Annotated in this window: 15 protein-coding genes and 1 pseudogene; all 16 read right to left on the minus strand. The window is 55.0% G+C overall.

Going from position 1 to position 12,672, the window contains the following annotated elements:
• A pseudogene (locus EHN13_RS24395) lies at positions 1 to 166 on the minus strand (baseplate assembly protein); the annotation flags it as partial.
• Positions 150 to 503 carry a GPW/gp25 family protein gene (locus EHN13_RS20890; RefSeq protein WP_101743195.1) on the minus strand — a complete coding sequence of 118 codons (354 nt, stop codon included), beginning with the start codon at positions 501 to 503 and terminating at the stop codon, positions 150 to 152. The gene EHN13_RS20890 and the pseudogene EHN13_RS24395, both read right to left, overlap by 17 nt.
• A gap of 39 nt (positions 504 to 542) precedes the next feature.
• Positions 543 to 1,661 (minus strand): contractile injection system protein, VgrG/Pvc8 family, encoded by a 1,119-nt coding sequence (locus tag EHN13_RS20895; RefSeq protein ID WP_086523766.1) that lies wholly within the window; start codon positions 1,659 to 1,661, stop codon positions 543 to 545.
• 1 nt (position 1,662) lies between these two features.
• Complete coding sequence (locus tag EHN13_RS20900; protein WP_086523767.1) at positions 1,663 to 1,878, minus strand: tail protein X; 216 nt, start codon at positions 1,876 to 1,878, stop codon at positions 1,663 to 1,665.
• A gap of 56 nt (positions 1,879 to 1,934) precedes the next feature.
• Positions 1,935 to 2,330: a phage tail protein gene (locus tag EHN13_RS20905; protein WP_232034685.1), complete on the minus strand. Its 396-nt coding sequence runs from the start codon at positions 2,328 to 2,330 to the stop codon at positions 1,935 to 1,937.
• The gene (locus EHN13_RS20910; protein WP_124022012.1) at positions 2,327 to 4,027 is read right to left on the minus strand and encodes a hypothetical protein; all 1,701 of its coding nucleotides are present in this window, start codon (positions 4,025 to 4,027) and stop codon (positions 2,327 to 2,329) included. The genes EHN13_RS20905 and EHN13_RS20910 overlap by 4 nt, the downstream gene beginning before the upstream one ends.
• Positions 4,028 to 4,129: 102 nt before the next feature.
• A complete protein-coding gene (locus tag EHN13_RS20915; RefSeq protein WP_124022013.1) occupies positions 4,130 to 4,429 on the minus strand; it encodes a phage tail assembly protein in 300 nt (99 codons plus the stop codon).
• A gap of 58 nt (positions 4,430 to 4,487) precedes the next feature.
• The gene (locus EHN13_RS20920; protein WP_086523770.1) at positions 4,488 to 4,994 is read right to left on the minus strand and encodes a phage major tail tube protein; all 507 of its coding nucleotides are present in this window, start codon (positions 4,992 to 4,994) and stop codon (positions 4,488 to 4,490) included.
• Positions 4,991 to 6,460: a phage tail sheath C-terminal domain-containing protein gene (locus EHN13_RS20925; RefSeq protein WP_124022014.1), complete on the minus strand. Its 1,470-nt coding sequence runs from the start codon at positions 6,458 to 6,460 to the stop codon at positions 4,991 to 4,993. Before EHN13_RS20925 ends, EHN13_RS20920 begins: the two co-directional genes overlap by 4 nt.
• A 39-nt stretch (positions 6,461 to 6,499) precedes the next feature.
• Positions 6,500 to 7,117, minus strand: coding sequence for a phage baseplate assembly protein V (locus tag EHN13_RS20930; protein ID WP_101743202.1), 618 nt, complete (start codon positions 7,115 to 7,117; stop codon positions 6,500 to 6,502).
• On the minus strand, positions 7,110 to 7,664 hold the full coding sequence (locus EHN13_RS20935; protein ID WP_124022015.1) for a hypothetical protein: 555 nt from the start codon (positions 7,662 to 7,664) through the stop codon (positions 7,110 to 7,112). The genes EHN13_RS20930 and EHN13_RS20935 overlap by 8 nt, the downstream gene beginning before the upstream one ends.
• 11 nt (positions 7,665 to 7,675) lie before the next feature.
• On the minus strand, positions 7,676 to 8,332 hold the full coding sequence (locus EHN13_RS20940; protein ID WP_116360792.1) for a hypothetical protein: 657 nt from the start codon (positions 8,330 to 8,332) through the stop codon (positions 7,676 to 7,678).
• A 1-nt stretch (position 8,333) separates the two neighbouring features.
• Positions 8,334 to 8,690, minus strand: coding sequence for a head-tail joining protein (locus EHN13_RS20945; RefSeq protein WP_040230736.1), 357 nt, complete (start codon positions 8,688 to 8,690; stop codon positions 8,334 to 8,336).
• Positions 8,690 to 9,025, minus strand: coding sequence for a capsid cement protein (locus EHN13_RS20950; protein WP_032943858.1), 336 nt, complete (start codon positions 9,023 to 9,025; stop codon positions 8,690 to 8,692). The genes EHN13_RS20945 and EHN13_RS20950 overlap by 1 nt, the downstream gene beginning before the upstream one ends.
• A 72-nt stretch (positions 9,026 to 9,097) precedes the next feature.
• Positions 9,098 to 11,200 (minus strand): ClpP-like prohead protease/major capsid protein fusion protein, encoded by a 2,103-nt coding sequence (locus tag EHN13_RS20955; protein ID WP_124022016.1) that lies wholly within the window; start codon positions 11,198 to 11,200, stop codon positions 9,098 to 9,100.
• Entirely contained in the window at positions 11,157 to 12,668 is a 1,512-nt protein-coding gene (locus tag EHN13_RS20960; protein ID WP_124022017.1) for a phage portal protein, read from the minus strand. The genes EHN13_RS20955 and EHN13_RS20960 overlap by 44 nt, the downstream gene beginning before the upstream one ends.
• Between the last annotated feature and the right edge of the window lie 4 nt (positions 12,669 to 12,672).

The following is a 12,672-nucleotide window of genomic DNA, read 5'->3' on the forward strand; positions in this document are numbered from 1 at the left end:
CCCCCTGTTTAAACGTCGGATCGGATTCCACCAGCGCATCAAACTGCTCATCAAGTTCCCGCAGGCGCGCCAGCCACCGGGTGAAGATTTCCGTCGCATCCGGCACCACAATGGCATCCGGTACGTCCAGTTCTGACAGGTTGATCACGTCATAGCTGCTTGCCATAAATCGTTATGTCTCCCGTTCTGACAGGTAAATTGGTTTCCTTGTTGATCCCCTCGATATCCAGTACACAGCCGGACTTCCCTTCAGGAAAGGAAACAAGCACACGGGTTACCTTCAGCCGCGTCTCCCACCGGGCCAGTGCGGTCGCAGACGCGGCGATTATTTGTAGACGGGTCATATCATCCCGTGGGTTATCCACCAGCGAAAACAGATCACTGCCATAGTCACGGACAAGAACCCGGCTCCCGATGGGCGTGGTCAGTATGTCGCTGACGGACTGGCGCAAATGGGCGACGCCGGACAGGCGTTTTCCGGTCCGGTTGTTTACACCGTTCATGATTAAATTCCGTTGCTGATTCGCCGGATGGCGGGAGGGTTAACCGAAGTAGGACGGGCCTGTTTTGTCCTGCTTTTCTGATTTTTTCGAAGCCGCTGCGGGTTTACGAATGTCCACGACAAGGTTGTAGGTGTAGCTGAATCCTGCTGACGTCAGAGAAAAGACCAGAGACTCAACCACCCAGGCCCGATCCTCACGGGAGCCAAAACCGGAAGTCGTCACACCTGCCTCTGCTGTCAGCGGAACATGTTTGGGGCGACATGGCCCCGTGAGCGTCATTTTCTGCTCGTTACGTTTCGCCTGGGTTTTCCTGGAGTTTGCCTGTTGCTCGGCAGTGGTTTTCTCCGACTGGGTATAGGGATTGATCATCGCCGGGCCATCATGTTCAACCGTGGAGGTCTTTGTCGTACCATCCTCCTCGTCGTAATAACGCACACCGATTTTCTCTTTGGCTTTTCCTCCGCTCCCCGTAGCTTTCCCCGTCGAACTCCCCCGCTCACCTTCACTGTAGGACCAGTTTGATACTTCATCCGGTGTGATGGTTATCCCGCCAGTCTGTTTCCCTGAAGCCGTTACCGTGGCTCCCTGCTGCAAAAAAAGCCAGTAACCGCCTGATGGTTTGCTCACTGCATTGTAGTCACGTGCAAGCCTTGCGAGCAGGTTGGCATCAGATTCCGCCACCTGATCGATGTGGCTGATATGAATATCTTTCAGTGCGTCGGCCACGCGGGGAATAAGCCCGTTGTCGGTGGCCACGGTTTTGACAATATCGGCAAGGCGAAGGTTATCCCAGCTCCGTGTCTTCTGGCTTGTCACGTCTCCGGGTTGTTTCTGTGCATTCATCGGCGCGGCGGTCGCATACAGCTCGATACGCCTTGGCGGGCCACCGCTCGAGACGCCACTGACAACAAACCAGCCTTTATCGATCAGTTGTTCATTGAATCCCAGAGCGACCTGAAGCCGGGCACCTTTGGTGGGAAGCGCCAGCGTTTCAGAGATGAGACTGATTTTCAGTTCATCTGCTTTTGCTGTTGCCCCACCATAATCCGTCAGGGTCAGTTCACTCAGGCACTCTTGCAGCACCCGGGTTATATCTTTCCCTTCGGCCTGTATGCTGAATGCCGGCGCATATTCCGGCCTTGCTGTCTGATCTGCCATATTAATCCCATAAACTAAATGGCGATTCCGCAACGGGCATCACCAGATCCGGCAATGTGATGTACAAGCCGGAAGGATACACAGCCCCCTGCTCCGCCAGCCCCTGATTGGCCTCCAGAACCTGAGTCACTGAGTCTGAAAGATTTTCAGTACCGTAATGCACGGCGCAAATCGCATCCAGTACGTCCCCGTCACGGGTTTGATAGATCGTCGGCATAGTGTTTCAGCGTCATCGTCCAGTTTTTATTTCGGTGACCGCCACCCGGTAAAAACTTACTCGTCGTGTCTGAAAAGTCGGTCACCACCCACCACCCACCACCCCAGCACATCACCTTCTCCGCTGACAAGCTGCTGGGGTTTAGCCTGATCGGCAAGATCAAGTAAATCATTCACCCCTTCCACGCCTTTACGGAAAAAGGCGTGAGACTGCCCTTCAAGCCTGACAGTACGCCCGGGCTTTCCGGTGTACTGAAGAAGGTCCTGTTTGCCAATGCGTTCCTGTTCACTCCAGCGCCAGCTGGCCTCACGGGTGAGCTGATGATAAGCCGTTGTATCAATCGAAAAGGCAAAATTCCCCAGCATCATCATGACGCGGGCTTCCTGCCCACCCCGTAATGCGCTGGTACTGCGCTGACCGGAATCTTCAAAGATCGGGATAATTTCACTCACCAGAGAAGTCCCCCATCCAGAAGGCTGTTATCACCATTAAAGGCAGAATTGTTTTTCGTCACCGTTGTCACTTCATCTGCAATGGCTTTCTCATCCTGTCCCGGCGCGGCATTAATTTCGAATCGGTATTCGAATTTTCGGTTGTCTGTGACCTGCCTGGATGGTGGCTGTTTATCCAGATTGTCCATACGCTGAAGCAAGGTATCCCAGTACCCGATATCTCCCCCCGACGAATCAGAGGGTGGTTGCACTGAACGCCCCTTGTTCCTCTGTAGCGCTGTATTCCAGTTTAAAAGCGTATCGCCGCCTTCCGGTGTCAGGTATTTATCAAGCGATTTATTAAATGCCTCTTCATCATCACTAAAAAAGCCCCGCGTTGAGGCGTATGACTTTTTAACATCGTCAGCGAGGTCTGGATTGTCCTTCAGTTGCTGCTCAAACCATTCTCCCTGCCCTTTGCGTCCCGCAGTCATTCTGGCGAAATCCACCGACCCAGTCATAGCCAGTGACTTCAGCACATCCTTTTGATCGCTCCTGTCATCTGGCAACAGCCAGGACAGCTTTTTAGCCAGGGCGTAAATAATTTTGCCGACAAAAACCACCCCCTGCCCGAAAGACAGAACGCCGGGATAGAGATCGTTTCGCAGAAAAGTCACAATGCGCCTGACACCACCACCTTTGAACCAGTCGGCAAGATCATCCGTCAGGCGCCTGATATCAGGCGCCAGTTCATTTCCCAGTTGGCCGGAAATTTCTGCGACCGCAGAAGAGAAAACAGTGCGGAGATTATTGATAGCCTGATTACCCGCAACTGCCCCATCAGCGCCCTCTTTGGTCACAAGGTTGTAGCGCCGCTGTTCGTCCATCAGGTCGCGGTAGCTCCGGCCAGACTGCTTGATAAGCATCAGCAGTTTGCTCGCTTCCCCGCCAAAAAGAGAATCCAGTGCGAAGGAAGCTTTTGACTCATCCTGAAGGCTGAGCGCCCGTTCAACAATTTTGTCGAATTGCGCCATATCACTGAGCCCGGCAAAATCACCTGCTTTGAACCCGAGCGTTTCAAAGGCATCCTGCAGCGAGCTCTGCTTACCGTTCTGTTTATACTCCCCGGATTTGTGCAGATACTCTTCAAAGAGATCGCCAATGTTTTCCGCATTCATGTCGTACTGCTTCGCCAGAGAATCCCAGGCATTAAACGTGGCCACGTCCACGCCGTAACTTTTTGCCACATTCGTGCGGGTTGCCGTTTCAGCATTGGTGGCAGCTGGCGCTATCAGTGTGCCAAGTGCTGAAGCCACCACGCCGCCACCGCCAATAGCCAGCCCGGATCCAAACATCCCGCCCACCTGCCCGGCGATCCCCAGACCGCGCCGGAAAAGGCCTTTACCGGCACCTTTGAACGCCTGAATGCGTTGTGATTTTTGCATCTGCACATTCAGTTTCTGTTGCTCAGCCTCCGTTTTGCGGATTTCCCTGGAAACATCGGTATAGCGGCGCTTCAAATCGCCTAGGCTTTCACCGGCCAGTTTGGCGCGTTTGATTTCTGCTGCCAGTTTGGTCTGGTCTTTTGTCAGTCGCTCAGACTGCTTTCCGACATCTTTCAGGCTTTTTTGCAGACCATCTGCAGATCGTTTCCATGAATTATCCAGGTTTCCGCCAAAGGTAATGACGGCCTTAAGGTTCTGGCTTATTGCGCCCACGGTTCATCGTCTCCAGTTCGTCGGTCAAAAAAACAGAGAAAGTGCTGAACGGCATATCGAGGTATTCCGCCATCGGGAAATGCAGCTGCCGCCCCAGAAATCTTATTGCCCGGAGGAGTCCGCCTTCGGTCGCTTCGCGGGCGGGAGCATAAAAACGTTAAAGGCATCCGTGAGCTGTGCATAATCTGCTGCTGTCATCAGCCAGAGATCCTGTTCACTGAGATTGCACAGCAGCGCAATCATGCGGGCTTCTTTCTCTTCTTCGTTGCCGCGGTCTTTGGCATGAGTGATGCGATCTCGAACCAGCGGTTCACGCATGGTGACCTCATCGATCACGACCCCGTTATCAAGTGATACAGGGGAATACAGTTTTATAACGCGGGTTTCACCAGGAAAGCTCATAGGGTGCTCCATATAAAAACGGCCCGCAGGCCGTTACAGTAGTGGGATAACAGTGAAATCAGAGACGCACTTTGGCAGCCAGACCTGAAAGGACATCAACGCCATTCACCCGGCGGGCGAAACGCTCTGTATCAATGGCAAACAGTTCTCGCCCGTCCAGTGACTGACGGTAGTAGCTGACAGCAATATCAACCGTCACGGCATTTTCGGAAAGCGTGTCCTTCCCCCGCGCATCCGGCGTGACGGTCTGTACAAACCCCTCAATTTCCTCAACCGTACCGCGCGCAGTGCCGTTACCGAGATAGCCCTGATAAGCCGTAAAGCGTGAACGGCTGCCACTGACAAAACCGAAGCTGGCCAGCATGTCCGTATCTATCCCATAAAATTTAACCTGACAGGTCAGTGCTTCCATGCCGTCATCAACCGGGGTGGGCGCATCCTGTGCGCCGGTACGCATATCCGTTTTAACAATTGCCAGAGACGGCGGCGTAAATTCATGCGCCCCCTGAATACGGATCCCCTGCCGGAAGAAGGTCCAGACGCGTAGTGTGTTTTTATCGCTCATGCTGCAAGCATCTCCTCAAGCGCATAGTTATTGTTCACCCGGACGCGCAGGCTGATAAGTTCAGTCGGCGATTTCGGACCAAAGTCATAGTTGATGTACAGGACACCCGACGCCATGGTTTCCGCTGTGTTCAGTTCTTCATCCAGCCAGGCCCGCCCACCGAATATGGCGCCAAGACCGACCAGTTGCCGCATATAGGCATTGATGGTGCCGATAATGTCATCCGCATTTTCCCGGTCTAGTGGACGGTCAACATACTCCAGCATGGTTTCCTGAATGCTGTCCTCAATAACATCAGCAGTACGGCGGACAGATTCAAAACGCCATTGAGGATTGGTTGCACACAGGCGGTTCCCCCAGTGTTTAAACCCCGCCCGGCGGATAATGGTGGACACGTTCTGCATGTTGAGCAGGTTTGCATCGCAGTTCTCATCCCCGAGGATAAATTCATCGATCTGCTCAACACCGAGGATGTTGTTGATGTCCTGGTTCGACTTGCTCCACCACCAGCCTTTTTCAAAGTCAATGCGGGCGCGTAATCCGGCAGCAAACGCAGAGTATGGGCGATAAACCAGCTGGCCATCTGCATCACTCGCCTGGACCCGCGGGCGCAACAGTTCAGTTCGTGCGCCATAGGACTGGCGACGCTGTACCACTTCCTGCAGCGTCGCACCGGAGGCGCAGTCAACATATGCGACGGCGCGCAATTTCCCGGCCACGGTTTCCAGCCCCTTACCAACCGCATCGTCCTCACTGAAACCCGGTGCAATCACAATACGCGGCTGGTACGTCGTAACAGATTTCGCTGATGACAGGGTGCCGATCCCCTTCAGTACCGCCGCGCGTCGTTTTGCCTCATCGTTTTCATCCGCAACACGCACCACCACCGTCAGCGCATTACGCTGATCGTTAATATCAGTCAGTGCCTGTTTAAGCGTACCTTTTTCACCCAGGCGGGATAACAGCGTGGTGCCGACAACCGCAACCGGCGTATTGAGTGGAAAGGGTTCATCTTCACCCCCCGCTAATTGCAGGCTGAAGGGCTGGACAATCCCGTCACCGCGCCCGCTCGCGCTGACTTTTGCGCCATCAACACCACCGACAGCCTCTGCAACGTCTCCGGGTTTAGCCGTGATAACACCGTGCTCATCACAACCCAGCGTGATGTTCAGTGTCAGCGATTCAGGATCCCAGCTTGCTGACGTCACAACCGCAGCAGGATTTTCGGCTGCCGGCTGTCCGGCCAGCGCAGCGACATTGATGACATTGCCTTGCCGCCCCTTAATGGTTGCAGTGAAGTCGATAACGTTATCGAGAATGGGTGTACCGGATGATCCCGATGCGGCGGTTCCGCCCGACGCATCCGGTGCCGTTCCTACCAGGCCGATAATGGCTGTCTGGATCGTGGTAACCGCCACCGTACCCGAGGTGAGTTCAATAGTTTCAACGCCATGTAACTGAGACATGCTTTTTCTCCAGGCATAAAAAAAACCTGCCGCAGCAGGTCACATTTTCTGATTGGGTTTATCGGTGAGCCCACCGCTGTCGCCGGGGTGATCGTGGTTGTTAAATACTTCACGTATCTTGCTCATACTGCCGGATTTATCCGTTATCTCCTTTGACGCGCCGATATTTCCTGCAACCAACGTGTCAGCATTAATCTGGGTTTTGCCCTGGACCGTCAGGGTATCCGTAATTTCAACCGGACCATCCAGCGTACCTTTACCGACAATTTTGTAGGTTCCACCATCAGCCAGCGTAATCGTCAGGGCATGCGCTTCCCTGTCATAACGGATCTCAGTCCCGTCGCTGTAACGGGTAATGTGCTCGCTGTCGCTTCCTTCCGGCACCGGCAGCTTTCCCGTATTCCAGCCGGGAAACACCCGTCCGTTGTTGAGTTCTCCGGCTTCGGACAGGACCGTAACCGCATCCCCCACGGCATATGGATTTGAATCAGCGCGGTTTGTTCCGGAAAACCCCTGGCACAACGGCAGCCAGGTTGTGATGATATCCCCCAAATCCACCCGGCATTTAGGGATACTATCGTGCCTGACGGAGTGAATAACACCGCGCCGGACAAGGTTCGCCAGTCTGCGCTGCAGGTCGCCTGCTATCTCACTCATCGGGCGGTGCCTCCCAGATAAGCTGATAGTCATCCACGTGATTTCGCCCCGTATCAGGTGCAACACCCAGCCAGGCCTTCTGCAGGGGCATGCCAGTATGTGCAAAGGGATCAGCACCAAATGCAGCCGCCTGGGTGAATGAAATACGCCAGACCAGATAATCATCCATTCGCGGATCAAACTCATCACGTTCAGCCGTGGTGAATACCGCAGGCTCAATATGGCCCAGACCAAACTGCTGTCCGTCAATCCATTGGGTGATATCGGCCGCAGCGGTTCTGACAAAAATTTCAGGCTGGCTCACACCCGATCCGGCGGCATCCACCACCACGAAGAGATCACAGGTTAAATTAACGCTCAGTTGTCCCTCATTTCCTCCTCCCTGTTCCCAGCTGTTAATCGAGAAATACACCGCGGGTGTGGTCAGCCCCGAAAAGCGGGGAACATTTCGTTCCGGATACGCACCGGCATCACGCACCCATCCGATTTTTTTTAATGCCTCAGTCACAGCATCATGATACCGCCCCAGCAACAGTGGCTCGGCCATCGTTCGTTACCTCAGACAGAAATACGGGCCTTTACGCGCCCGCGAATGTCGGTTTCAAAGTGATGCATAAAAATCTCCATCGCCTGGGCAAATGCGTTGTCCTCGACGTAGTTCAGCATCGGTTCGTAGATATCCATTTCTGCTTCGCGTGTCCGGCGGGTCAGGGGATCACGAATAACCACCGTCCGGCGATTATCCCGTTTTGAACGGGACACCTCCCCGTTTTCAAACGACCGTTCGCTCAGCAGATTACCTTTCGGGGAAAATCCGGCGTTTTCGGCCTGGCGGCGCGCTTTAATAAAACGCCCCGTGTTGCGGTCACGCCGGGTATGGTGCGGTCGCAGCCGCCCGTTGATTCGTCCTTTAAGGTCTTTCACCTTAATGGCATTCAGCCCGAACCAGAGCCGGAAATTATCCAGCTGCGATCCCCTGTCCAGACGAAAAGACAGCAAACGGCGCCGGACCAGATCCATACTGCGTGGGGCCAGACCGTCTTTCAGATCCGCCATCGCTTTCTTTCGCAGCGTGGCGGCAGTACGCCTGAGCGCGCGCGAGTATGCTGCACGGAACTGTTTTTGCGTCGCACCAATACTGTCCGCAATTCGCCAGATAACATCCACATCAATATCGACGGGTAAATCCCGCCGCAGTCGAGACTCCCGCGCCATATCAGCTCCATTTATCGATCTGAGGCTGTGTTTTTCCGGGTTCCCCATATGCCAGCGTGACGCGGGTCCGCCCTTCTTCATCCGCGCCGATATGTGTCACCCGGTAAGGGATGGTGTTGATCACCACACCGTCATGTTTTTCGAGACCGGAAATATCCGCAGTCATTGCACTGAACGCCGGGGAATGGTTCTGAATTTCCCCGCCGCCCGGTACACCCGACAGCGCATCCGGTGATTCAAAAATCACGGTCACCAGACGCGGGCCTTCACCCGTTTGCAGGCATGCAGGCACTTCTTCGGCAAACGCCCGGTTAATCCGGGCATCTGCTTTAGCCAAACGTTCCCGGAACCGGCTCATCAGAACCCCAGGCGGACGGCAACATCAGCATCATCCGCCTCAGCTGCTCCCCAGGCGGAACCGACAACCGGATTTGGCGTTGCATCATCGCCTTTTGCCACCGTCAGCTTGCCGCCAGCCAAATACAGTTTCTGGCCTGCCGAAATTTCTTCTGCCGCTTTAGGCAACACAAAAACACCGGCCATATGCAGTGTTCCCCACTCGCCAGCAGGAATATCGCTGTGTGCCACCCCGGCAATTCCGCCGACCGCCACCAGCGCACCGGATGAAACGGCATCAACACCCGCATTGTGATAATCCAGTGTGGTACCGTCCTGCTGATAGTTCTTCGCCATGTTTTTTCTCCATAAAAGGAAAAGGCGACCAGCGCCGCCTTCAGGGATAAAAAAACCGCCAGGCGGCGGTCATTATTTTTTGGTGACTTTAACCAGCCCGCGCCAGTCGAGCGGAGCCACCCCCGCATCAATGCGCACCTTGAATGCGGCGCCGTCCACAGTGAAGCCCTGCTGCTGTTCCAGATATGGCGTGTCGATACCGTCGAGATACGCCACTTCAATGGTGTCGCGCCCCTGCGCAGCGGTCAGGTAATAATCGGTCGGGCTGCTGTCATCCAGGCGGGCCTCAGAAGCCACGGTCACAAAGTTCTGGATCGGGTTAACGATCCCGCTGTTCGCGTCTGCACCCGGTACACTGGCGGATTTAATCAGCTGATTTGCCCGTGACTCAATTGCCACTGGCGTCAGCATGTAGGCCGGACGAATATTCAGACGGCGATCGCCGGATTTTTGCAGCAACATTGCCTTACGCGCAGTATCCAGCCCTTCAATAGTCAGATCGGCTGTAACAAGGTTGCCGTGATCGGCGTGGAACAACGGCTTACCGTCCGACATTTTCGGGTTGCTGGTCAGTACCGCCCAGACCAGATCGCCGACAGTGGCTCGCGCAGCAAGCCCCATTGCCTGAGGGATACGCGTCAGCATATCCAGGTCGTCGTTGATAATAGTCTGGCGGTCAATGCTGAAAAGCTCACCATAGGTGGCCAGTGCAATAGGCTCACCACGATCTTTAATGGTGACATATTTATATTCCGCCCCGGCGCGAACCTTACGCAGCGATGCCAGTGATTCCAGGCCAACGCGGTGCGCGGTTTTGAAATCGGTCAGTGTGCCTTTACGGGTCCACTGTTCGAATGTTTCGCTGGCCTCATCCCAGCCAAGCAATGCCGCCTTATGCGCCACATCCATCAGGATATTGCCGAAATCGCTGCTGCTGTGGGTGAACGCCAGCCCAACCATCGCCTGTGCTGTACCGACACCAGAAATACCGATACCACGATCCACCAGCGAGGCGCGGGCCAGTTCGCGCAGGGTATACCCGTTGTAGGCGTTATCTTTTTCCGCCTGCGCATAGCCCGCACGGTTCATTACCGCCGCACGAATGGAATCACCAACAATGTTCCCGTTACCCGCATGGATGTGAACTGCACCCGGTCCAGCACTCGGGGTAGTCCCTGCCGCCAGCACATTGAGCAATTTGGTGCGAGCCTGTTCCGCTGAGCAGGAAATATCCGTGATGCATTCTGCTTTCAGCGAGCCGAAAGCAGGAAACGCATCAAACACAGCGGAAACTGCGCTGACTCGTTCAGTATTCGCCGCCTGCATCTGCTGCTGGAGCTGGGCGGCCAGCGCGGTAATGTCGATATTTCCTGCCAGCGGTTGCTGGGTGGGTTGCTGTGCCGGTGGGTTATTTGCGGCCTGCGGCGCCGGGTTTTGTGCGGGCTGCGGCTGACTGACAGGAGCTTCGGCACGCGGCCCAAAAAGGTTGTTAATCTGTTCTGGCATATTCTGGTAATCCTTCAGTTTATTTTGATTCACACAGGCCGCGGCCTGCAGTTCTGGTTCAAGCGTGTCAGCGAAACCTTTTTCCACCGCCTCCGCGCCAGTAAGCCAGGTTTCAGCTTTCAGCATCGCCTCCAGTTCTTCCTGCCCCAGCCCGGTCTTGTTCATGTAGGCACTGAGCATCAGCGCTTCATTACGATCAAGCCAGGCAGCGTAGTCACGCATATCATCGGAATCCCCGGCGATCCCACCCCACGGCTTATGCACCATCAGCCAGGCATTCTCAGGCATATGCACCGTGGCACCGGGCAGGCAGACAATCATTGAAGCCATACTGGCAGCCACGCCGTCCACCCAGATATCCAGCTTCGCCTTCAGACGGGACAGGGTGTTAAAGATGGCAAATCCCTGCATCACATCGCCGCCCGGACTGTGGATATGCAGATCGACGGCGCTGGCCTCAAACACTCCGGCCTCCTTACAGTCGGAGACAAACTGCTGAGCGGTAATCCCCCAGCCGCCGATCACGTCATAGAGAAATATTTCCACACGCCCGGCAGCCAGGGCGCGTATCTCATACCAGCACTGACCGTTTGCGGCATCGATACCAGCCACACTGGCGCGGGGATTAATCATCGTCCCGCGACGGGGCGGGCTTATCATTTGCTGCATCAGGGAGCACTCCTTTATCGTTGGCGGGGTCTGAGTCGAACACCAGCCCGTTTTCTCGGTTGAATTGGGTTTCCCGGAGACGCTGACGTTTCACCTCCTGCGGATTCTTGCCACGTGCACGCGTCCATTCGGCTTCTGTACCTGCCCCTCCACGGACTATCGCCTTCCAGGCAGCCGCCTCTTTTCCTGGATCAATCCATGGCATGACTGGCCCAAGATAGAGCGCGTTGTACAGGGATTTTTTGTCGACATCTTTGGGGATGGTAACGCCGCTGAGCAACGCCATTGCCAGCCAGTTTCGGTATACAGGACGGCTTTGCTGCCCAACAAACCACTGCTGCAGCACGTTGTAACCTTCAAAACTCTCTACCAGCTCCTGCCGCTGTGAACTGTAGGTACCGTTGTAATCCCGCGCGATACTGGAATAACTGCCACGAGTCCCCGCAGCCACAGCGCGCATCTGACCGTTCCTGAACTCATACAGATGAACATTCGGGCGATTCGACTCAACCATGCCCAGATCCTCGCCTGGTTTTAGCTCGTCATAAATCATCCCCGGCGCAATATCGTAATGGCGCTGCCCACCTGGTGTTGAAAACTCAGTTTCTGTATCAAGAGACTGAGCATCCCCACGTTTGATATAGAAACCCAGAGCCGCCGCAATACGTGCCGCCACGCGCTCACTCTCTTCATAATCCTTAATATCGGAGAGCCGGGTGATCACGCCATGGATGAGGCTGATCCCCCTTAGCTGGTGAAGCCGTTTACGCATAGCCAGGTGCAGCATGCTGTCAGCCGAAATAGTTTTTAAATCAGCATTGAGTCCGGCAAAACTGGCTGGATGGTTCTTATAAACTCTGTAGCCCGTCGGTCGCCCCCAGGCATTGACAATAATCCCCTGGCGGATCTGCTGCCCGGAGGTACTGTTCAGGTTAAACGGCACAAAGTCCGCTTCCAGCAGTTCAAGAGAAAACGGTACCTGGGTTGAATGCTGCAACCCGGCTACATTTCCCCGCACCATCTGTGTAAACACCTCGCCATCACGCAGTGCTGAACGTAACAAAAGCCGCTCAGCTTCCGGTCGGGTAAACATCCCGGTCACTTCCGGGCGAACCGACCATTCCGCCCAGAGCGCGGATAGCTGGCCAGCAAACTCAGAGTGGAGATTACCCTCAAGATCAAGCGGCTGCGGTTCAACGTGGATCCCGTGAGCACCGATACCCCGATCCTCCATCTTGTCAAAAAGACCAATCACCAGATCATGGTTTTCATCCAGCCAGCGGGCCTGCTCTCGTAACGAAGTACCGGCTGCAAATACAGCGGTGTCCGCCGACCGGGATTCACGTTTCCCCTTGTGCAGACGAGTCGGATTTGCTGCCTCATAGGCTCTGAGTCTGAGTCGGTTTTGTGCGCGTGATGCTGCCCACCCGGGCGATATTGCGCCCAGTGCCTTTTCAAAAAATCCCATGATT

This window comes from Citrobacter youngae (assembly GCF_003818115.1).
Lineage (GTDB): Bacteria > Pseudomonadota > Gammaproteobacteria > Enterobacterales > Enterobacteriaceae > Citrobacter > Citrobacter youngae.

Excerpts from the sequence above, each read along its gene's own strand:
- EHN13_RS20890 (WP_101743195.1), bottom strand. The coding sequence starts at position 503 with ATGAACGGTGTAAACAACCGGACCGGAAAACGCCTGTCCGGCGTCGCC.
- EHN13_RS20955 (WP_124022016.1), bottom strand. The coding sequence starts at position 11,200 with ATGCAGCAAATGATAAGCCCGCCCCGTCGCGGGACGATGATTAATCCC.
- EHN13_RS20960 (WP_124022017.1), bottom strand. The coding sequence starts at position 12,668 with ATGGGATTTTTTGAAAAGGCACTGGGCGCAATATCGCCCGGGTGGGCA.
- EHN13_RS20900 (WP_086523767.1), bottom strand. The coding sequence starts at position 1,878 with ATGCCGACGATCTATCAAACCCGTGACGGGGACGTACTGGATGCGATT.
- EHN13_RS20930 (WP_101743202.1), bottom strand. The coding sequence starts at position 7,117 with ATGAGTGAGATAGCAGGCGACCTGCAGCGCAGACTGGCGAACCTTGTC.
- EHN13_RS20940 (WP_116360792.1), bottom strand. The coding sequence starts at position 8,332 with ATGGCGCGGGAGTCTCGACTGCGGCGGGATTTACCCGTCGATATTGAT.
- EHN13_RS20915 (WP_124022013.1), bottom strand. The coding sequence starts at position 4,429 with ATGAGCTTTCCTGGTGAAACCCGCGTTATAAAACTGTATTCCCCTGTA.
- EHN13_RS20935 (WP_124022015.1), bottom strand. The coding sequence starts at position 7,664 with ATGGCCGAGCCACTGTTGCTGGGGCGGTATCATGATGCTGTGACTGAG.
- EHN13_RS20925 (WP_124022014.1), bottom strand. The coding sequence starts at position 6,460 with ATGTCTCAGTTACATGGCGTTGAAACTATTGAACTCACCTCGGGTACG.
- EHN13_RS20920 (WP_086523770.1), bottom strand. The coding sequence starts at position 4,994 with ATGAGCGATAAAAACACACTACGCGTCTGGACCTTCTTCCGGCAGGGG.
- EHN13_RS20950 (WP_032943858.1), bottom strand. The coding sequence starts at position 9,025 with ATGGCGAAGAACTATCAGCAGGACGGTACCACACTGGATTATCACAAT.
- EHN13_RS20945 (WP_040230736.1), bottom strand. The coding sequence starts at position 8,690 with ATGAGCCGGTTCCGGGAACGTTTGGCTAAAGCAGATGCCCGGATTAAC.
- EHN13_RS20895 (WP_086523766.1), bottom strand. The coding sequence starts at position 1,661 with ATGGCAGATCAGACAGCAAGGCCGGAATATGCGCCGGCATTCAGCATA.